Source organism: Motilimonas cestriensis, from assembly GCF_021295315.1.
Taxonomy (GTDB): domain Bacteria; phylum Pseudomonadota; class Gammaproteobacteria; order Enterobacterales; family CBDFNC01; genus Motilimonas; species Motilimonas cestriensis.
In genome coordinates this window covers 51618-70358 of sequence record NZ_JAIMJA010000013.1, presented here as the reverse complement: position 1 = coordinate 70358, position 18741 = coordinate 51618, and the positions used below count along the sequence as shown (strand labels likewise).

Annotated in this window: 19 protein-coding genes and 1 pseudogene; 7 read left to right on the top strand and 13 right to left on the bottom strand. The window is 45.1% G+C overall.

Annotation, left to right across the window (positions count from 1 at the left end; genetic code table 11):
- Positions 1-33: 33 nt before the first annotated feature.
- The 3 genes from K6Y31_RS13495 to K6Y31_RS13485 all read right to left on the bottom strand — a co-directional run bounded on the left by K6Y31_RS13495 (position 34) and on the right by K6Y31_RS13485 (position 2948).
- Entirely contained in the window at positions 34-1005 is a 972-nt protein-coding gene (locus K6Y31_RS13495) for a DUF2860 family protein (RefSeq protein ID WP_233053481.1), read from the bottom strand.
- 82 nt (positions 1006-1087) lie between these two features.
- Positions 1088-2299, bottom strand: a complete 1212-nt coding sequence (locus K6Y31_RS13490) for a sensor histidine kinase (RefSeq protein ID WP_233053480.1) — start codon at positions 2297-2299, stop codon at positions 1088-1090.
- A complete protein-coding gene (locus K6Y31_RS13485; protein WP_233053479.1) occupies positions 2286-2948 on the bottom strand; it encodes a response regulator transcription factor in 663 nt (220 codons plus the stop codon). The genes K6Y31_RS13490 and K6Y31_RS13485 overlap by 14 nt, the downstream gene beginning before the upstream one ends.
- Before the next feature lie 321 nt (positions 2949-3269).
- Here K6Y31_RS13485 and K6Y31_RS13480 point away from each other — a divergent pair, with 321 nt between their 5' ends.
- The gene (locus tag K6Y31_RS13480; protein WP_233053478.1) at positions 3270-4409 is read left to right on the top strand and encodes a fumarylacetoacetate hydrolase family protein; all 1140 of its coding nucleotides are present in this window, start codon (positions 3270-3272) and stop codon (positions 4407-4409) included.
- A gap of 168 nt (positions 4410-4577) precedes the next feature.
- A complete protein-coding gene (locus K6Y31_RS13475) occupies positions 4578-5189 on the top strand; it encodes a DNA-3-methyladenine glycosylase I (protein WP_233053477.1) in 612 nt (203 codons plus the stop codon).
- Here the strand turns inward: K6Y31_RS13475 and K6Y31_RS13470 are convergent.
- The 4 genes from K6Y31_RS13470 to K6Y31_RS13455 form a co-directional block, all read right to left on the bottom strand.
- Positions 5186-5350 (bottom strand): hypothetical protein, encoded by a 165-nt coding sequence (locus tag K6Y31_RS13470; RefSeq protein ID WP_233053476.1) that lies wholly within the window; start codon positions 5348-5350, stop codon positions 5186-5188. The two genes, K6Y31_RS13475 and K6Y31_RS13470, sit on opposite strands and share 4 nt — an antisense overlap.
- Positions 5351-5434: 84 nt before the next feature.
- Positions 5435-6067 carry a hypothetical protein gene (locus K6Y31_RS13465; protein WP_233053475.1) on the bottom strand — a complete coding sequence of 211 codons (633 nt, stop codon included), beginning with the start codon at positions 6065-6067 and terminating at the stop codon, positions 5435-5437.
- Between the two features lie 125 nt (positions 6068-6192).
- Complete coding sequence (locus K6Y31_RS13460; RefSeq protein WP_233053474.1) at positions 6193-6531, bottom strand: hypothetical protein; 339 nt, start codon at positions 6529-6531, stop codon at positions 6193-6195.
- A gap of 143 nt (positions 6532-6674) precedes the next feature.
- Positions 6675-7079, bottom strand: a complete 405-nt coding sequence (locus K6Y31_RS13455) for a GNAT family N-acetyltransferase (RefSeq protein ID WP_233053473.1) — start codon at positions 7077-7079, stop codon at positions 6675-6677.
- A 126-nt stretch (positions 7080-7205) separates the two neighbouring features.
- On the opposite strand from K6Y31_RS13455, the gene K6Y31_RS13450 reads away from it, so the two are divergent.
- Complete coding sequence (locus K6Y31_RS13450; protein WP_233053472.1) at positions 7206-8618, top strand: HD-GYP domain-containing protein; 1413 nt, start codon at positions 7206-7208, stop codon at positions 8616-8618.
- A gap of 83 nt (positions 8619-8701) precedes the next feature.
- On the opposite strand, the gene K6Y31_RS13445 is transcribed toward K6Y31_RS13450, so the two are convergent.
- Positions 8702-9514 carry a universal stress protein gene (locus tag K6Y31_RS13445; protein WP_233053471.1) on the bottom strand — a complete coding sequence of 271 codons (813 nt, stop codon included), beginning with the start codon at positions 9512-9514 and terminating at the stop codon, positions 8702-8704.
- Between the two features lie 301 nt (positions 9515-9815).
- Between K6Y31_RS13445 and K6Y31_RS13440 the strand changes: the two genes are divergently transcribed.
- Complete coding sequence (locus K6Y31_RS13440) at positions 9816-11054, top strand: threonine/serine exporter family protein (protein ID WP_233053470.1); 1239 nt, start codon at positions 9816-9818, stop codon at positions 11052-11054.
- A 167-nt stretch (positions 11055-11221) separates the two neighbouring features.
- Here the strand turns inward: K6Y31_RS13440 and K6Y31_RS13435 are convergent, their stop codons facing one another.
- Together K6Y31_RS13435 and K6Y31_RS22330 are read right to left on the bottom strand one after the other, a co-directional pair.
- Entirely contained in the window at positions 11222-11875 is a 654-nt protein-coding gene (locus K6Y31_RS13435) for a hypothetical protein (RefSeq protein ID WP_233053469.1), read from the bottom strand.
- Positions 11876-12137: 262 nt separating this feature from the next.
- Positions 12138-12266 carry a hypothetical protein gene (locus tag K6Y31_RS22330; protein ID WP_282560176.1) on the bottom strand — a complete coding sequence of 43 codons (129 nt, stop codon included), beginning with the start codon at positions 12264-12266 and terminating at the stop codon, positions 12138-12140.
- A gap of 186 nt (positions 12267-12452) precedes the next feature.
- On the opposite strand from K6Y31_RS22330, the pseudogene K6Y31_RS22505 reads away from it, so the two are divergent.
- Positions 12453-12569: pseudogene (locus tag K6Y31_RS22505) on the top strand (IS982 family transposase); the annotation flags it as partial.
- Between the two features lie 12 nt (positions 12570-12581).
- On the opposite strand, the gene K6Y31_RS13430 reads toward K6Y31_RS22505, so the two are convergent.
- Both K6Y31_RS13430 and K6Y31_RS13425 read right to left on the bottom strand, forming a co-directional pair.
- Positions 12582-14660 (bottom strand): PKD domain-containing protein, encoded by a 2079-nt coding sequence (locus tag K6Y31_RS13430; protein ID WP_233053468.1) that lies wholly within the window; start codon positions 14658-14660, stop codon positions 12582-12584.
- Between the two features lie 150 nt (positions 14661-14810).
- Complete coding sequence (locus K6Y31_RS13425) at positions 14811-15269, bottom strand: MarR family winged helix-turn-helix transcriptional regulator (RefSeq protein ID WP_233053467.1); 459 nt, start codon at positions 15267-15269, stop codon at positions 14811-14813.
- 96 nt (positions 15270-15365) lie between these two features.
- Here K6Y31_RS13425 and K6Y31_RS13420 point away from each other — a divergent pair, with 96 nt between their 5' ends.
- A complete protein-coding gene (locus K6Y31_RS13420) occupies positions 15366-16529 on the top strand; it encodes an Acg family FMN-binding oxidoreductase (RefSeq protein WP_233053466.1) in 1164 nt (387 codons plus the stop codon).
- A 101-nt stretch (positions 16530-16630) separates the two neighbouring features.
- Here the strand turns inward: K6Y31_RS13420 and K6Y31_RS13415 are convergent, their stop codons facing one another.
- Positions 16631-16921, bottom strand: a complete 291-nt coding sequence (locus K6Y31_RS13415) for a sll1863 family stress response protein (RefSeq protein ID WP_233053465.1) — start codon at positions 16919-16921, stop codon at positions 16631-16633.
- Positions 16922-17376: 455 nt separating this feature from the next.
- Between K6Y31_RS13415 and K6Y31_RS13410 the strand changes: the two genes are divergently transcribed.
- Complete coding sequence (locus K6Y31_RS13410) at positions 17377-18705, top strand: serine/threonine transporter (protein ID WP_233053464.1); 1329 nt, start codon at positions 17377-17379, stop codon at positions 18703-18705.
- Positions 18706-18741: the final 36 nt, after the last annotated feature.

Sequence of the window (18741 nt, the reverse complement as noted above, 5' to 3'; positions counted from 1 at the left end):
ATTCAGTACCACAGTGTCGCATAACAATTTGGATTAGAATTGATAGCTCATTCCCACGGTCGCTAACACCTCTTCCTCATTATAAAAGTCGATATTCGAATCACGATTATCCCAACCGATACGGGCAATCAATAATGTTTGCGGCCAATTGAATGGTGCGGCGTACACATAAGTACCAGACAACCCCATTAAGTCATCTTGACGCTTGCGTAAAAAAACTGGATGGCTAGCTTGATAGTCTTGGCGATAGAATTGACCACCGGCAAGTAGGATATGGCGCCCGAAGGTTTTTGTGAATTCCACTTCTAAACCATAGCGTTGATTTTCCATTGCTGCGCCGTCAGCATTATCTTGTAAATAATGTAATTGCCACTCTAGGCCCATATCGGCAGACAAATTCCACTGCTGGCTTAGTTGGGCGTAATATAAGTCTCCTTCACGCACGAGCAAATTTGAATCGACGTTAACACTGGCCCCACTTTTTTCTTCATCTAACTCACGCTGACCCGCCGCCAGCTCAATTGAAAATGACGACCCCCCAATATTGTCATAATTGACGACCAAACCTCTAATAACGGCATCCGTTGTTTGTCGCTCAGCGCCAAGTAAATAAGGGTCTTGCCACGTTTCACGGCCTAGCACACCCGGAATAACGCCGAAACCAAGACGAGAGCCATCGGTTAGATAATGGCGGTAACCCGCTTCCATATAAAAATTACTGGCCATACCAGCTAAATCTGATTGGAAGTAAAACTCTCCCGCCACTTGCTGCAAACCATAATTAATATCCCACATCGGAAACACTAACACTGAGTTACCCTGCTCTTGCGCTGCGCCCAACTGTGTAATGGTTTTATTCTCGTCAGTATTAAACTGTGATTTCTTTTGCATCATTCCGACATGGGCACTGACTTGGCCGTGCCAACCCACTTCGCGTTCAGCGGCATAACTAACTGAAGTGGCAAATAATATAGCTAAGCTAGCAAATGATAAGATTTTGTTCATCGTTGTTCCCTGCTGTGTGAATGAGATAGCGAGCATCACTCTACTCGTCTCTTTGTCACAGCCATGTCACAACCCTGCGGGATTAGAAATAAACCAGCCAATAATACTGTTCGCCCACTTGTCGCTGATATTGCAACCAACCCACTTTGTGACAAATATCAGCCACTATATGCTTACCGTGGCCAAAACCGGCGTTGGGCTCATTGGCGACATCGTTTGTGATAAGTAGCCGCTGACCTTGTAATGCCACCCTAACGCTTTGCTCGCAATAACTGTATGCGTTACGTAATAAGTTATTAATGATCACCTTGGCATAGACTGAAACCACGTTGTGGTTGGACAAGTTAATATCCATCGATAAGTCGACATTTCGCTCTTGTAGTAGATAGGCTTGATGTTGCAAACACTCTTCAAGGCACAACACTAGTGACTGGCTCGTTAAATTATCACCGACTGCCTCTCGTCCCAACGATAAAAAAGTTGCCACTAAAGCGGCCATGTTTTGATTTGCTTTCTCGATGCGTTGAATAGCAGGCTGCGCCGCCGTTAAATTTGGCGCGTAGTGCATCACGTCTAACGCCCCTTGGATCACCGTAATGGGAGTACGAAGTTCATGGCTAGCATAGCGGGTTAAGTTTTGCTCTCGCACGATAAACCAACTCAGGCGCTCAAATGCACTGACAAAGCGCAAGCTCAGTTGACCAATTTCATCGTCTCGCACCATTAATGGTGGCGGTTTATTCGGGGTTGCAGCACTCACTTGTTGCTGTAGCAGCAAAATAGGCCGGCTGACTAACCTCGCTAACTGATGGGCAATCACCACGCCAACCGCAAACATCAACAGCACCAAATACAACACAAATTGCTGTACTCGCGCGCCATAGTTCACTCTATTGGGGTCGCGATCAGGGTAATAAAGCAAATAAAACCAGACATCGGTTTGACTAGCATAAGGCGATGGCTGCATAGCAACATGCACATTAAGGGATTCAAACTCATGTACCCCAGCTTGATTAAGCGCTGCTAGAAATGGCGGTAACTGCTTATCGGTACTTAAATAACTTTGCCAAACACCGTCATCAATATGGATGATGGCCCCTTGGGAAAGGGATAATTCAATTTGTTGTGCCATCGCTTGGCTAAGCTTGTTATTAATAAACGAATCTGCCGCCAACTCAGTTCCGGCCCATGAAATAAGCCAAATAGCTGCACTAAATAACGAGACTAAAAACACCAAGGTGGCAAATATTTGGTTACGTAAACTACGAGTAAACCACTTTTTAAGTAGCAGCATGAATGCGATACCCCTTACCACGCACGGTTTCTAATAGGCCAACAGGGAGGGTTTTACGTAAACGGTAAATATGGGTACGCAGCGCACTCCCCTCCACGTCTTCGTCTTGCCATAAGGCATAGGACAAATCGTGCTTTGAGACTATAGCAGGGGCATGACTGAGCAAGGTTTTAACCAACTTAACTTGCACTGGGTCTAAGTTTAATGGCTGATCCAGATAACTAACCTGCTGATTTAGTTTGTCATAACTAAGCCCTGCAACGGTAATTTTCGGCGCTCTCAGGCCTTGCTTTCGTTGCACTATCGACTCAAGACGGGCCGCCAACTCTGGTAGCGCAAAAGGTTTAACCAGATAATCATCGCCGCCAGCATCAAAGCCTGCTAATTTATCAGCCAAAGTGTCGCGGGCCGTAACAAAAATAATCGGCATACTGGCATATTCACTTTGTCGGATCTGCTGGCAAGCATTAATGCCGTCCATTACCGGCATCATCACATCTAACACCATGGCATCGAAACGCTCTTGCGCCAATAACGTCAGCGCCGCTTTACCGTGATAAGCAAAATCAACACGATGGCCTAGCATCGCTAAAAAGTCGCCAATATTAGCCGAAATATCGGCGTTATCTTCCACTATTAATACCCGCATGCTGTCCTCCACTGACACCTATAAAAAGCCATTACTTGTGACAAAGCGCGACAAACGTCGCACTATCTTTTAGCCGAAATATCGGCGTTATCTTCCACTATTAATACCCGCATGCTGTCCTCCACTGACACTTATAAAAAGCCATTACTTGTGACCAAGCGCGACAAACGTCGCGCTATCTTTTAGCCGAAATATCGGCGTTATCTTCCACTATTAATACCCGCATGCTGCCCTCCACTGGCACCTATAAAAAGCCATTACTTGTGACAAAGCTGCGACAAACGTCGCGCTATCTTGAATCCACACACTGAGGAGGAAATCATGAAAGTACCATCAAAATTATTACAGGCAGCCTCTGTATTGCTGTTTTTTTGCACCCATACATTTACTCAAGCCAATACATTAGCGCCGCTAGATAAAGGGTTAACCTTGGCGCAAATTCAACAAGATGAGAACAAAAGAGCAACGTTACTCGTATTGCACGACACAGAGAAAAGTGTCAAAGCGATTAATTTAAGTGACATTTTTAATTCATACCCAAACGATCCCATGCAATTAGTGCGTCAACAAGGTTATGAAAAATTACTCGCGCAAGCTAACTATCCTGCCATCACGCTTTATCAACACAGCCAGTTATTAGCCGCAGGGGGCAGCCATACCGCGCACATTGCCGCAGGCGCCAACTATCTTGCTCATGGTGAAGAAGCTGATATTGATGAAGTGTTTTTATTCCCTAAATTTGCCATCCCACAGCCTAGCGAGAGCCAAATCGTCCTGCAGCCAAAGGTGCTACTTGATTATGAAGTGGAGCTTTGTTTGCGCTGGGACCGTGATATCACATCCATGCTAGATTTTGAGCAAGCCAACACCGGCGTATTTCTGTGTGGGGATTTCACCGACCGCGCCGAGCTACTGCGTAAAATAGATGTTGATAACGTGACGTCAGGACATGGTTTTTCTGATGCTAAAAGTGGTGGCCATCTAATGCCGACAGGGCCTTACCTGGTCGTCACTCAAGATTGGCAACACTTGTTATCTGAAATTAATCTGTCCACTTATGTGAACGGCAACAAGCGTCAATTTAGCAGCGTGAGCAAAATGTTGATGCCTCCTAACGAATTAGTAGAGCGTATTTTAGAGCAAGGCGAGCAAGCTAACTGGCGCTACCAAAGTCGCGTAGTGCCACTGACACCTTTAGGAGGGATTCAACAAGGACAAAACCTACTAACAGGCACGCCAGAAGGAGTGGTCTACAATACGCCAAACTTCAGTTATAAGCTCACTCGCTCAATGATGTGGCTGGCTAGTTTATCATTTTTAGATTCCGGCCCAGTTGACTATATTCTTGAACAATATATCGCCGACAGCCTAGCTGACCAACGCTTTTTGCAGCCGGGCGATCACGTTCACCTTAGTGCAAACTATTTAGGCACCCTTGAGGTCGTTATTGTCGCGCCGTAGTTTGCGAGCCCATTCTCACTAAAACTGTTTTTTCCTAGCTGACATTTTGCACATCATCCTTTATGGTTGTCAGCTAGTTAGCCTCAGCGCGACTAAGGCCAGCCACCATCGAGTATGGTTCGCTACAAATTATCGTATCTGATCACCCGCCAAGAAAAGGAACCAGTGATGAATAAACCTTTTATCGCCGCTGATGGCTTACCGCGTTGCGCTTGGTGCGCCGGCGCACCTGAGTTTGTGCCCTATCACGACCATGAGTGGGGCTTCCCGGTTGATAATGATCAACGCTTGTTTGAGAAGATTTGCTTAGAGAGCTTTCAGTCGGGTTTAAGCTGGCGCACTATTTTAAATAAGCGTGATAATTTTCGCGCCGCTTTTGCTCAGTTTGATTTCAATAAAGTTGCCCAGTTTAATGACGCCGACATCGAACGTTTACTACAAGATGCCGGCATAGTACGTCATCGCGGTAAAATTGAAGCGGTAATCAACAATGCCAAATGCGCGCAGGCGCTGGTTGAAGAAGCAGGATCACTAGCCGCCTTTTTCTGGCAATTTGAAGCCAAACCCGACGCCGACCGTATCCCGCAAAGCCAAACCACCACTGCCGAATCGGTTGCCCTCGCCAAAGCGTTAAAAAAACGCGGTTGGAAGTTTGTTGGCCCCACCACCGCCTTCGCCTTTATTCAGGCAATGGGGTTGATTAACGATCATACGCCTGAATGTATTAGTCGCAGTAAAGTCGCGCAAGCCAGAGCAGCGTTTACCCCGCCGAAAAATTAACCGTCTAAATCTGGCAGCAACTCACCCGATTCATTTTGCTCCTGTTGCTTTGAGCCTTGCTTTTGATGCATAGACTCTATTAGCTGACGATCTAATCGCGCAAAGTAGATATCTTCTTCCGCCTTACCTTTACGGCGCATGGTTTCTGTAAAATCAGCCATCCTCATTACCTCTGATAATTCTGATTCTACTTTAAGTTTAGTTCATGCTCGTCAATTGCCCGCAATTAGCGCTAGAGCTTGGATCTATTGGCCTTGCGCTTGATATTGCATTGCCCGGCCAAATTGAAATTGTACAAAATAGACCAACACCACCAATAGCCCAGCATGAAGCGGCCAACCGGACACGACCTTGACGGTGGCTAACGTAGCCTCTTCAATCGGATAAGCCAGCCAGAGTAATGCCGCTTTTAAGCTGTAAACAACAATCCAAATAGCGGATGCCTGTTGCCAAATTTGTTGGTAACGCGGAGTTTGGCTAAATTCCCATTCTTTTAGATCGGGACTGCCTAGTTCGGCAAACAACCGAGGAATCGGTTTACCTAGTAGAGAAAAAATTAAAAAAACTAATGCCGATTTCACCGCGCCTGCAAGCACTTGAATAAACACGACATCAACCAGCCAGCCTGCAGGGGTAAAGGTCACTATCAGCAATTCAATTAAGCCAAACAGGGCAAATACTAATGCGATTGGACCTAAGGATTTCAGCGTAAGGCTTATAACAATGCCATAAATCCCTGACACTAATACCGCGTAAAGTAAACCAGCATAATGATACACGCCAAGGTATAACAGCGCCGGGAGAATCATCGACAAAAACGCGTCGCGACTTAGCAGTAAGCCTTTGAGAATGGCCAAAGGGTTTTGATTGTTACTCATCGGTATTACCTATTCCGTCCGTGATTAAGGCAGTGGGCTCGTTATCCTTTAACTCACTGCCACTTTAATCGAACGACTGAATACGCGCTTTAACTTAGATCATAGCGCCGGGCTCAAGCACGCGATTAAAAGTCTATTTGATATAGCCCTAATATAATAGCGGCTGCGGCCAGCATCATCGGGCCACCCATAATCGCCATCGAGTGCCCGGCAATGGGTGAGTTTTTTGGCTGCGGCCACCAAGAAAATTCCATTTTAAAATTGCGGTCGACATCTTGCCCGGTAAAGTAAGAGGTGAACATGATGCCGCCCAGCAAGAACCCTACTAGCGCATAATTAAATAATAACTCATTGAGAGGAGCGCTATTTGCCCAGTACCAGTGTAAGAAACTCAGGCCAAACATTAGCGTCGCGCTGATAGCAAAACTTATCAGCGACGCCTTAATCATAGGAATAGTCAACATTTCAACTCCTTCTGGGATGTCATTGTAGAAAGCCGAGTCATATAACAGCAGCTCGGTTTAAGTTTAGATAAGCAACATAAAGTCTATTTTTGCCGCTTCTAGGCCAAAATTAACTAATAACGCTCAAAAATACATGAATTAGATTACAGCCGTTTGACCATTTTAAAGTAAGCTTGATCGGCTTTATAAAAACGCTCTCCCGAAACAACCAAGCCAAAGCGCTGGTAAAAACCTAAAGCGGATTCACGAGCATCACACCAAAATAGCTCATAACCTTGATCAACTAACTGCTGCAAAATATGCTCAATTAAGCGACTGCCAATGCCTTGACCTTGAAATTCAGCTAAGGTGGCAAATTTACGCAATCTAGCCTCATGCTGGTCCGAAAAAATCGAAGCAACGGATACCAACTTGCCATCAATTACCACGCCATAGTGCTTTGCATCCTCGTCACCGCTCACTTGAGAAAAGGATTGCGGTTGATTAGGCCACAACACCGCTTGCCGTATAGCTAGCGTTTGCTGCCAATTTAATACAATGATCTCCATCGTCTCACCCTGCAAATTAATGATCTGTTCCACACCTTACCAAAGAATAAACGTCAAGAGGGTGCAAACCATAACTCGTCTTCTAGTATATTGATTAACGACCATTTAATCGCAATTTGGAATAGCATGCCACGTTTAAAATTATCAGAGCTAATTAGCTCACTCAGCTATGCTCTTGATATTACAGAGGGACAGCCTGCTGGTCATTGCATTCGCTGTTGCTGGGTCGGAATGAAATTGGGTGAGGCGATAGGGCTAAATAAGCAAGAATTATGGAACTTGTATTATGTTTTACTATTGAAAGATTTAGGTTGCTCCAGCAACGCATCTCGCATTTGTGAGCTGTATCTAACCGACGATCTATCGTTTAAGAGAGAGTTTAAGTGGGTCGACGGCAGTCTGCCACAAGTACTTAGGTTTGTCTTACGCCACACTGGCACCAAGGCAGGTATATTAAGTCGATTTCGAGCCATCTCAGATATTTTTACCCATGGCGATGAAATAGCACAAGAATTAATTAAAACGCGCTGTACTCGAGGAGCCGACATCGCCCGGCAACTTCGTTTTTCCGAAGACGTTGCTTGCGGTATTCACGCCCTAGATGAACACTGGGATGGTTCCGGCAGACCGGATGCTTTGCAAGGAGAACAAATACCTATCTATGCACGTATTGCTTTATTTGCTCAAGTCGTCGATGTCATGCATCAAGCTGGCGGCAGCGAGGCTGCGATATCAGAAGTAGTAAAGCGAGCTCACACTTGGTTTGATCCTGCGCTAAGCGCAGCATTTACCCGCATAGCGAGGGATGCTGAGTTTTGGTCAATGCTGACATCCAACGAGCTAGATCGACACATTCTATCCCTCGAGCCTGGCGGCTTTGAACATGAGCTAGATGAGGATTTTTATGATGACATTGCCGAAGCTTATGGTCAGGTGGTTGATGCCAAGAGCCCTTATACCGCAGGACATAGTGCCAGAGTGGGTTTATATTCAAGCTTACTGGCGGAACAAATGGGCTTTACACAGCAGCGTATTCGTTGGATAAAACGCGGGGCGCTACTTCATGATGTGGGTAAATTAGGCGTCAGCAATAGTATTTTGGATAAGCCAGGTAAGCTTACCAATGAAGAATATGACGCAGTCAAGCTTCATGCCGTTTATACCCATGACATTTTAGGTCGAATTCCCGCTTTTGGCGAACTCGCAGCTATTAGTGCCGCTCATCACGAGCGCTTAGATGGCAAAGGTTATCCAAGAGGCCTTAAAGGAGCCGAAATTACCTTAGAAAGCCGTATTATCACCACCGCTGATATTTTTGATGCCATTACCGCCGACCGCCCCTACCGCGGTGCCATCCCGATAAGTAAAACCTTAAGCATTATGAGCGAGTCTCTCAACAGTGCGTTGGATCCCCGCTGCTTTGACGCCTTGGTGAATTTGATTGAGTGCCACCCCGAGCTTTTTCCAAACGAAAATAAGCCGCAAACGACAGGCTTTACACATCCTCAACAACGAATTAATCCGATATCCAATACCTAACATCATCGAATGAAGTCTGTTTTAGCACTCACTTTCTTAGTTAGGGGATGAGAAAAATAACCATAACCGGCGAAAGTGCGCGGTTAAGATGTCGCGACTACACACAAGTCAACCTCTTGCTCATCTAATAAGTGCGCCACACCGTCACCGCCAATAAGGTCGACGTGATGATGTTGCCCCATTACCAACATAGCCACTTGGCTTGCTTTTAGTTGCTGAATTAACTGCTGATCGCGCTGGCCAATGCGATAATGGATCTCACTTACTGCCACTTGGCTGTGCTTAATTAACGCCGACATGTGTTGCTTAGCGTTTAAAATTGTCTCGCTCAACAATTGCGTTTGTTGCAATAATACTTCATCGGCAATATGGGCTTGCTGTAGCAAATCAACAATAAATACCACCTCTAAGGGCAGTGACAATTGCTGCGCGACTTGATGTGCGTGCGCAAACACCTTACTACTTTGATGACTTAAATCAAGGGCCACCAGCACACACTGCTGATTTGACCAAGGTTGCATCGACAACACATATACATCCACTACACTTTGCTGCAACATCCGTAACAGCGCGCGATCACTTTCAAGACGATCACCCTGTTTCGTGTAGGGATTAACGATTAAGTGAGTGCAATGATGTTCGGCCAAATAATCTTGTGTGGTATCAAACCAATCACCACTGCGAAACTCACACTGCAACGGAATTTGATGAGGTGCAACACGTTGCTGCAAGCGCGGAAAAAACGCCTCAGCGACGCCTTGTTCTTGCATGTTATTAGTAGGAAAAATAGATAAACAGTGTAGCGACTGGCCACGACACAGTTGCACCACTTTCGGCACTGCACTGGCAGATTTATTTGCTGCGGTGATAACCCACAACGCGCGAGGAATATCCATAAAGCCTTCTACTTATTAAAGGATTAATAACTACCCCTTTCAGTTTAGTAGAAGCATCAATCATTCGGACCCCAAGTCATCATGAACACGTACGATAAATACAAAACACGTTAAAGCGAAGTGATAATAAATTGCTTCGCCACAAAACAGCAATATGTATACCGAGCACACTAGATTAATATAGATGTTTAGCCATATATTCAGCTGAATATTCTATAATTTCTCGGTATGAATACGATCAAAGTCTGGCTAGAATCAGGCCATCATTTAACTCACTCACTATCAGGTATTTTTCAGCCCTATGAGCCAAAACTCTTTCGACATTAAGCGTCGCTTTATCATCAAATTAGGCAAAGCATTGCATCAATTTGGTACCCCCGCTTATCGTCTAGAAGCGCACTTAAAAAGTGTGGCAGAAACCATGGGGCTACAAGGCTCCTTTTTGGTCACCCCCACATCCCTTACTTTTGTGCTTTGGCTACCCACAGACAACCCTGATGATCAACCATTAGAAAGTACTCATATCGTGAGAGTTAAGCCCGGTGAAATTGACTTAGGCAGCCTTGCAAGTACCAACGAACTGGTGCAGCAAGTGCAAACAACCGACATGAATTTAACCCAAGCCTTATTGCGCCTTAAAGAAATTCAAAACAAACCTAACCCTTATCATCAAACTTGGGTGGCGCTAGCCTATGCTGCCAGTGGTGGCGCTTTTGCGATGCTAATGTCGAGTAATTGGCCAACCACATTATGGGCCGCTTTATTAAGCTTAGTGGTTTACTTTTTGGTAGTGCGCGCCGAATATTCGCGCCGCGTGTCAGACTCGTTAGAGCCCTTGGTAGCACTTTGCTCTGCGTTTTTTGCCATGGGCATTGCCACGTTTGAAAGCCAGCTTAATGTGTCTGTGGCGGTGTTGTCGGCCATCATTATATTTATTCCCGGATTATCCCTCACCATGGCGCTCAGTGAGCTAGCTTCTCGCGAGCTAGTTTCTGGCACCACACGCCTGATGGATGCCATTATGGTGTTGTTTAAGCTGTATTTTGGCGCGGTTCTCGGGATGGCATTAGGCGCCCTTTGCTGGGGCCAAGCCATTCATCCACAACCCGAAGTGATGCCATTTTGGACCAAGTGGCTGGGCGTATTGTTACTTTCAGTTGGCTTAGCTGTGGTATTTAAAGTGCGCAGCAAAGACATCGTATGGGGCGTATTAGCAGGTGTGATTGCTTATGCGGCAAGCTTTCTCGGCAGTTATTATTTGGGTGAAGCGCTGGGCCCCTTTCTTGGCGCTTTTGCCGTGGGTGTTTACGGCAACCTTTATGCGCGCTGGACCAGATCGCCCGCGTCAGTGGTGTTACTGCAAGGCATCGTATTGCTGGTACCCGGCAGTAAAACTTACATCAGCTTAAACAGCTTAGTGTTGGGCGAATCCATCGTAAACGTGCCCAACCTCGGCTCACAAACCTTCTTGATCTTTATGTCTTTGGTGGCTGGGTTAGTGTTCGCCAACGTGGCCATACCGCCCAAGAGTACGTTATAGCTTAATTAGCTTCAGTTTTGCTTAAGTCTATTACGAATTGATAAAGTATATTTTTACTGCAAAATTTCGTTTTCAGGGATAAAAACGCAAAGCGTATAGGGAGATATTTCGCCATCCACGTATTCATGAGCAAATGAGTGGGTGTCCACTATTTTCCTATCGCTGATTCAATCCAATAGCAACTTGTCAAACTGCTCAGTCGAAAGAAAGATATCAATTTCTTCCTCACACTCACTAGCTATCTCAATCAACCACTGATTTGCAGCCTCGTCATTTCTCCCTAAGAGATGCTCGATAAAACCTTTCGCAATCATTTTTCCTTGGCGAGTCCGCGACAGCTCTTGGACCAAGCCGCAAACGATTAGGCTACCCCTGACATACTCAAAATGACTGATACCCCATCCCTTTTCTCCACACTCTTCATCCCCCATGCTAACAACATCATAAGAAGAAGTTACGCTTTCAAACATAATTGCCAATAGTGAGATAAAGCTGTTCATTAAGTTCAAGGACTCGATATCAGGAATGTTCTTTACGATAAAGCCGAGCCATTCCTCTAGCATCTCAGCATGCTCGGCGGGTAAACCTGATAAATAATCAATTGAAGCGGGTAAGAAATACATCGTCTCAGTGTTCTTACCACAAGGTAAGTTGGTATTAAACAAAATCGAGTAGTCTACCCCTGAAAGCTGCTGGTCGCTCTTCGCTAGAATTTTGCCTAAGCAATCTTCACCATATTCTTGACACGGATCAGATAGCATTGTTGGCCGAGAGAGTGAGCGCTCAAACTCACTCAAAGCTATTTCATTTTCTTCTCTCATGCAGTTCCCTTAAAAATCTGGGCACGATTTAGCAGCAATAGCAGCACAACGGTTCAGTGTACTTGCAGCTTTCAAGGACTCACGGATATGCACAGTATCCTCCTTAAAACAAAACCCATTTAGCTTGTTTCGCGCATTATTACATTGCTATCCATTTACCATTTTCTGCATGATGTCAGCGCATGAATCCAACTGACTATTACATTTACCAACCAGATGATTTGTTTTGACCAAACCTGCTAAATGTTATTAACTGACAAAGTTATGGCGATTCTTCCATAGCCTCAACAGACTCAGCTATCGCATCAATTCTTTCTTTTTTATCGACGAGTCGAGGAGCAAAGAAACAAATTAAGGCCACAATAACAATAATAACACTCACTCTTCTCATATTTTTTACCCGACACAATCACACTCTGGATCCTGAAATGGCATAGTTAATTTGGCTATCCATTAAGAAACAAATGTTCATAGTACATCATCGGATTTCCCCCACATAAGCAAACGTATCAATCCCGCCCACTAACCCAATCGGGTTACGACAAATGCAAAGCAGCCTCTTTATGGGACAGAAAAATCTCAGAATGGCTTTATGTTGAATTTACTCGCAGGGTTGGTGGCTTATTGTTTTAAGGACAACAAGCCACACCTTAATCTAATTGCTCTAGAGCTAACTACTTTAAAGGTTGCTTAAGCAGATCTCAGGTTAGTCTAACTTTTTCCAAACGCCCCAAATATTAGAGGGGTCAGGCTGTACTCCCTTGGTCCACCATCTGGCTTGAAATTTAAGCCCTGAATAGGTGACCACATCCCCAGCGTTATAGGCTTGGTTAGCCTGCCAAGCTAGTACATCGGGCTCCGTTGGATCAACAATGGTGTCACAAGCAATTTGCTCCCAGAACCATGAGTTTGCTTTAGGGGCTTCCCACAAACCGGGATTATTTTTGGCTTGGTAACACCTGCCGTTATACGCCACGATATCACCATTTTTTACCACTGTTTTACCAAGCACAAACTCAGGCCAGTTAGGCTCAACAACCTTGGCTTTAATCACAACCTCAATGGTCGCTACATTTGACTCTGCGCCATCATTATCCAACACCACATAAGTTAAGCGATCGCTTTCTTGGGCTAAATCCGTTGCCGTATATGTTAGTACCCCCTGTGCATTGACAGCAACTGAGCCAAACTGAGGTTGCGCTTTAATGACGATGGAATCCTGTTGCAGGTTACCATCTGGGTCAACGTCATTATCGAGAGGAGTCAATTCTGTTGCCTCACCCGCGATTACCTCAACTTGATCATTGACAGCCAAAGGGGCTTGGTTATCAGCTAATACCGTTACTGTAACGATATCGTTAGCTTGATAGCCTTCGTTATCTTTCACTAGCAGTTGCACATCAAAGGTTTGACTCTGCTCCCTATCAGCTAATGCAGGAGCAATAAAGTGGGCTCTAGAGTCCTGAGCGTTTGTAATGGTTAAGCCACTTGCTGACCACTGATAACTAGCCAGCTCACCTAATCTATCAAAAGAGCCTGAGCCATTTAGATTAACGATCTTATGTTCTGTAACAGTAATGCTTTCACCAGCATTTGCACTTGGCACGCTTGGATGCAGTGCATTGATCGCGATTTCGCCCTTGAGTAGCGCTGCAGAATTCTCACAGCGCTGCTCAAAGGTGGCTGAAAGCTGCTCGGGTTGGCCTTTGCTCCACGCTAGCTGTAGCACCTCAAAGTTACCGATGCTTTTATTACAACCACGGCCGTCGCCCGAAACACTCAAGCCAGCCACGCCAGCAGCCTGAAATGGAAAACGAGTGGCGTCCAAATAACGACCTGAAGTTAACTGCGCTTCATCAGCAGCAGCAAAATTTGCTGTCCAACTTTCACTACCTTGAATCGAAACAGAAACACCATTGTCGTAATTTTTACGTGCAGTCATCAGGCTATTGGCAGAATCATAGTTCCATACTTTGCCTTGACCAATATAGTCACCATTGCTACTGCGCATAGTAAAAAATGAACGAGGATCACTTTTACTAGCAACATGAAAGGTTTCAATTGTTGTCGCCGGTAAGCCCTGACTATCTGTTACCGATAACTTCAACGTGAGATCTTCACCGCCCAACGCAATATCGTTGGCAAAGGCTATCTGAGTTTGTGCTGCCGTTGGATTTATAATACTAATAGCAGGACCACTCACGTATTCCCAGTAATAACTATCAATCGTGCTTGTGTTTGATTTAGAACGCGAGCCATCAAGTACTAAATCACCGCCTTCAACCACTTGACCTGCATTTTTTTGAATCACAGCTAACGGCAACTGGTAGGGTATAAGCGCATCATTATTGATACGAATACTTCCCTCAAGTTTGCTATCTGTTGAATCACAGTACTGCACAAAATCCAGCGCTAAGCTGGGGGCCGAAGTATTTAAGTCCATTTCGTAAATATAAAATTCACCAGTGATTTTGTTACAACCACGACCCGTTGCCCCTACAGCCATACCTGCATTAAAAGGCCCCTTAAAGGCATCACGCTCAGCATTAAGGTAAGCGCCGGGAGCTAAATTACGATCATTCGGGGGTCTAAAAGTGAAGTTGAAACCACTCGGGTGAGAAATAGTAATTTTCCCAGCTTCAATCGAACTAGTAAATTCACCGTTTAACGTGTGTGATTGACCACCACCAATCCAATCACCCGGATCACTGTCTAGGGTTATCACTGAATTAGCGAATGTTAGGGGCGATAAAAACAACGTGGATAAAACGAGGACCTTTTTCAAACCAAAACCTTTTTATTAGTAAAGAAATGGATGAGTATATGAAGCTCCCCTATATTTATCAAACAAACATAAAAATATAGTAAATTCGCACTACTTCTTACAGGTTAGTTCGGTCAATGAACGCGATTTAATATCGTCTTAACTACATCATCAATTACTTTTCAACCGATTATCATCCAACCAACGCATCATTTTTTCACTGGTTGCCAGCAGTTGATCTAATTCTTGGTCTTGCCAATCGGCAAAACAAGCACTGATATCAGGCTGTAGCTTTTGCATGATCTCACCGCACAAATTCAATCCTTGCTTAGTAATAGTTAAATGACGTTTACGCTTATCTTGCGCATCAACCTCGGCATGGAGAGCCGATTTATCAAGCAAACTGGCGACCAGCTTGGTAATGCCAGGCTGATTCATTTCCATCACATTCGCTAATTCAGAAATCGTCCAGCTGCGCGTTGGCTGATGGCTGAAATGACTCAATAGTGAAAATTCTGACGGATTAATGCTGAAATTTTTAAACAACTGATGAGTACGCGTGGTCATTAACTGCTGAATAATCCCTAGCTGTATCATGATCCGCAGCTGCTTTTGCTCTGTTAAATTCATGCTTCCTCCCGCACAAGCATTGACAAACATTCCAAGGAATACTAATTTACATTCCTAGGAATGTAAATATTCGAAAAGTTGCTTAGGAGTATTACTATGGATCGTCGAGGTTTTATCAAAATGATTGGAGTGGGTGCCGCTGCTACCACCTTTAGCAGCGCGCTATTGGGTTGCTCTGACGGCAGCGCCGCAGTCGATTTTGGCTGGAATGGGCCCGCTGCAGATGAAAAAGATATTCGCTTAAAGGTATTGGCTTACGCCATTCTTTGCCCTAATCCACATAATAAACAGCCTTGGCTGATTAAATTAAACAGTCCTAATAGCTTCGATTTATTTGTTGATCAAGAGCGCTTATTGCCAGAAACTGACCCTTATGCACGGCAAATTCACATTGGCCAAGGCACTTTTTTAGAAACCTTAAGTATCGCCGCTACCGCTTATGGTTATCAGGCCGATATCGACTACTTCCCAGATGGCGAGTACAGCAACCTTGTCATTGAAGATCTTCCCGTCGCTCGGATCACGTTGCTAGAGCAAAATGACATGGCAACTGATCCCCTGTTTTCTCACCTGCTTACTCGCCAGTCGAACAAGCGTGAGTACGACAATAGCTTGCTGACACCAAAGCAAAAGGCGCAACTTACACTGTGGGCAAATAGCAGCAGCGGTCAATTAACCCTAGTAGATGGCAAAGAGCAGCAAGCTTATATGCAACAAATGCTGACCGAAGCGATGCAGATTGAAGTAGGTAATCAAGCAAGAGACATGGAAACCATTAAAATGTTTCGCTTTAACGATGCCGAAGTTGCCAAATATCGCGATGGCTTTGGCCTCGCTCACTCTGGCGTCACTGGAATCAAAAAATTCGTCGCGGAAACCTTTATTCTTGATCGCGCGAGCACCGAAAAGGATCCGAGTGATTTTGGCAAACAAAGTGTCGAAGTAGCACGCTCGGCCAGTCAATCCACCAGCACTTTTGCTTGGTTAAGCACAAAAACCAACAGCCGCCTCGATCAAGTTAAAATTGGCCGCGATTACTGCCGCCTTAATTTAACCACTACGGCGATGGGGTTAGCGCAGCATCCTATGAGCCAAGTGCTGCAAGAATACCCTGACATGCTGCCGCTGCAACAAGCATTTAAGCAGCAATTTAACATTGCCGAAACAGACACAGTGCAAATGCTGGTGCGTTTAGGTAAAGCCGCAGCAACGGCGCATACGCCAAGGCGTTTGGTGAGAGATTTGATTATCACGAACTAAAATTGACGAGGCAGTACAAACGGAGCATCAGAGCTTGCTTGCAACTCTGACACTCCGCTTTTTTTGCGAGGGAATATACTATTTTGCTAGCCCAAAATGAGCTATTTTTTAAACTTCGCCACGGCGTCATTAAAGGCCGCTTTGGTGGCATCCCACGATGAGCTCATTTCCTTTTTGATCGACTGCCACGACTCTTCGCTGGCATCGCTCATTTCAGCAAATTTACTCCTTCCTTCCTCAAGCTTACTTTCTAATACCTTAATCTGTTTTTGCAATTCTAATTGCGCGTCAGCACTGGCCCCCGACGCTTTGGCCTTTAGCTTATCTAAATCGGCTTTCCATTCATCTAATTGCGCTTGAATCTTTTGCTGATATATCTGTTTTTCACTCATTGTCTTTTCCACCACCATTTAATCTGTGGTATCAAACCACGGCCACTAGAGCTTAGCAGTCATTCTCACAATCGCTTCTAAAGTCGCGGAAACAATGCCTCAGCCAAACTAATCAAGCATGCTAGTGGCCGAAGCGGTCCCTAAAATTCAGCCCATCGTACTCAACCGTTCAGCAGCTTGCGATAGATCACATATCTGCAACAAAAGCCTTATAAGCCCTCCGCACAGAGATCTCAAAAAATAGCCTAACACATTGCTTTTAAATGAATTTAAAAGCACCCGACTGACCGTATATATACCCACCCAGCCGCGTTACGGGTTTTCCCTTATATCGGACGCAAACGGGTTCTTATAGTTTCTACTACAACACGCACTCACCTTAAAAATAATAATTCGGGTGCGGGAATAGATTTAAAACTAACTATCGTCGCCCCCCTAATTAGCAAGGTGGAAATATGAATCAGAAAACCATGGCAAGTGCGCAAACAACCGCGCCTATTATCACGCCCACAAGCACCTCAACCCACAACCCTAGTGCCGCAACAGAGCTTACAGGCAGTAGCTGGAACAAGGTTGATACCACTTGGGTACTTAGTTTATTCGGCACCGCCGTTGGCGCGGGTATTTTATTTTTACCCATTAACGCTGGCTTAGGTGGATTTTGGCCGCTACTGGCAATGGCCGTGTTAGTTGGCCCAATGACTTACTTTGCCCACCGCAACCTGTCTCGTTTCGTTCTATCTTCTAACAATCCCAAAGCTGACATTACCGATGTGGTGGAAGAGCACTTTGGTACCGGCGCCGGCAAACTTATTACCTTACTGTACTTTTTCGCCATCTACCCAATTGTATTAATTTACGGCGTCGGTATTACCAATACCGTGGATAGCTTTATGGTGAATCAACTCGGAATGGAATCATTGCCACGTTGGTTGCTGTCTATCACACTGATCTTAGGCATGATGTCGGTAATGATGGCAGGCGAAAAGCTGATGTTAAAAATCACTCAGTTCTTGGTCTATCCACTGGTCGTGATCCTTGCTGGTATGTCGTTATTTCTTATCCCAGATTGGAACTTCGCGGCGATTAGCCAAGCGCCAAGCGTGATGGATTTCACCACTACTCTGTGGCTAACCATTCCAGTATTAGTGTTTGCTTTTAACCACTCACCTGCTGTGAGTAGTTTTGCGCGCAAGCAACGTGAGCAATATGGCGACGCCGCAGTGGCTAAATCAGATGCCATTTTAAAACGCACCTCTGCCATGTTATTAGGCTTTGTGATGTTCTTCGTGTTCTCAGTGGTACTAAGCCTTAGCCCTGAAATGTTACTCGAAGCCAAAGCCGCCAACCTGCCCGTATTGTCTTATCTTGCTAACGTTCACGGCAGCCCAGTTATTGCTTACTTTGGTCCAATTGTGGCGTTTGTTGCTATCGTTTCATCATTCTTCGGTCACTATTTAGGTGCGCGTGAAGGCATGAACGGCATCATCATCAAGCAAGCCAAAGCCATGGGTAAAACCGTGGACAAGAAGAAAGTAAACCTATTCACCATCGGCTTTATGATCATCACTTTGTGGATTGTGGCCGTCATTAACCCAAGTGTACTAGGCATGATAGAAGATTTAGGCGGCCCAATTATTGCCACTATCCTATTCTTAATGCCTATGTATGCAATTAAACGAGTACCCGCAATGGCGAAATACCAAGGCGCAATCGCTAACGTATTTATCACCACTATGGGTCTAGTGGCTATCTCAGCAATTGTTTTTAAACTTCTTGCTTAATAAATAGTCCAACAGCATAAGGGCCGATACATCGGC

Bases quoted from the DNA above. Each gene is read 5' to 3' on its own strand.
- K6Y31_RS13495 (WP_233053481.1), bottom strand. From the start codon at position 1,005: ATGAACAAAATCTTATCATTTGCTAGCTTAGCTATATTATTTGCCACT.
- K6Y31_RS13490 (WP_233053480.1), bottom strand. From the start codon at position 2,299: ATGCTGCTACTTAAAAAGTGGTTTACTCGTAGTTTACGTAACCAAATA.
- K6Y31_RS13485 (WP_233053479.1), bottom strand. From the start codon at position 2,948: ATGCGGGTATTAATAGTGGAAGATAACGCCGATATTTCGGCTAATATT.
- K6Y31_RS13480 (WP_233053478.1), top strand. From the start codon at position 3,270: ATGAAAGTACCATCAAAATTATTACAGGCAGCCTCTGTATTGCTGTTT.
- K6Y31_RS13475 (WP_233053477.1), top strand. From the start codon at position 4,578: ATGAATAAACCTTTTATCGCCGCTGATGGCTTACCGCGTTGCGCTTGG.
- K6Y31_RS13470 (WP_233053476.1), bottom strand. From the start codon at position 5,350: ATGGCTGATTTTACAGAAACCATGCGCCGTAAAGGTAAGGCGGAAGAA.
- K6Y31_RS13465 (WP_233053475.1), bottom strand. From the start codon at position 6,067: ATGAGTAACAATCAAAACCCTTTGGCCATTCTCAAAGGCTTACTGCTA.
- K6Y31_RS13460 (WP_233053474.1), bottom strand. From the start codon at position 6,531: ATGTTGACTATTCCTATGATTAAGGCGTCGCTGATAAGTTTTGCTATC.
- K6Y31_RS13455 (WP_233053473.1), bottom strand. From the start codon at position 7,079: ATGGAGATCATTGTATTAAATTGGCAGCAAACGCTAGCTATACGGCAA.
- K6Y31_RS13450 (WP_233053472.1), top strand. From the start codon at position 7,206: ATGCCACGTTTAAAATTATCAGAGCTAATTAGCTCACTCAGCTATGCT.
- K6Y31_RS13445 (WP_233053471.1), bottom strand. From the start codon at position 9,514: ATGGATATTCCTCGCGCGTTGTGGGTTATCACCGCAGCAAATAAATCT.
- K6Y31_RS13440 (WP_233053470.1), top strand. From the start codon at position 9,816: ATGAGCCAAAACTCTTTCGACATTAAGCGTCGCTTTATCATCAAATTA.
- K6Y31_RS13435 (WP_233053469.1), bottom strand. From the start codon at position 11,875: ATGAGAGAAGAAAATGAAATAGCTTTGAGTGAGTTTGAGCGCTCACTC.
- K6Y31_RS22330 (WP_282560176.1), bottom strand. From the start codon at position 12,266: ATGAGAAGAGTGAGTGTTATTATTGTTATTGTGGCCTTAATTTGTTTC.
- K6Y31_RS13425 (WP_233053467.1), bottom strand. From the start codon at position 15,269: ATGAATTTAACAGAGCAAAAGCAGCTGCGGATCATGATACAGCTAGGG.
- K6Y31_RS13420 (WP_233053466.1), top strand. From the start codon at position 15,366: ATGGATCGTCGAGGTTTTATCAAAATGATTGGAGTGGGTGCCGCTGCT.
- K6Y31_RS13415 (WP_233053465.1), bottom strand. From the start codon at position 16,921: ATGAGTGAAAAACAGATATATCAGCAAAAGATTCAAGCGCAATTAGAT.
- K6Y31_RS13410 (WP_233053464.1), top strand. From the start codon at position 17,377: ATGAATCAGAAAACCATGGCAAGTGCGCAAACAACCGCGCCTATTATC.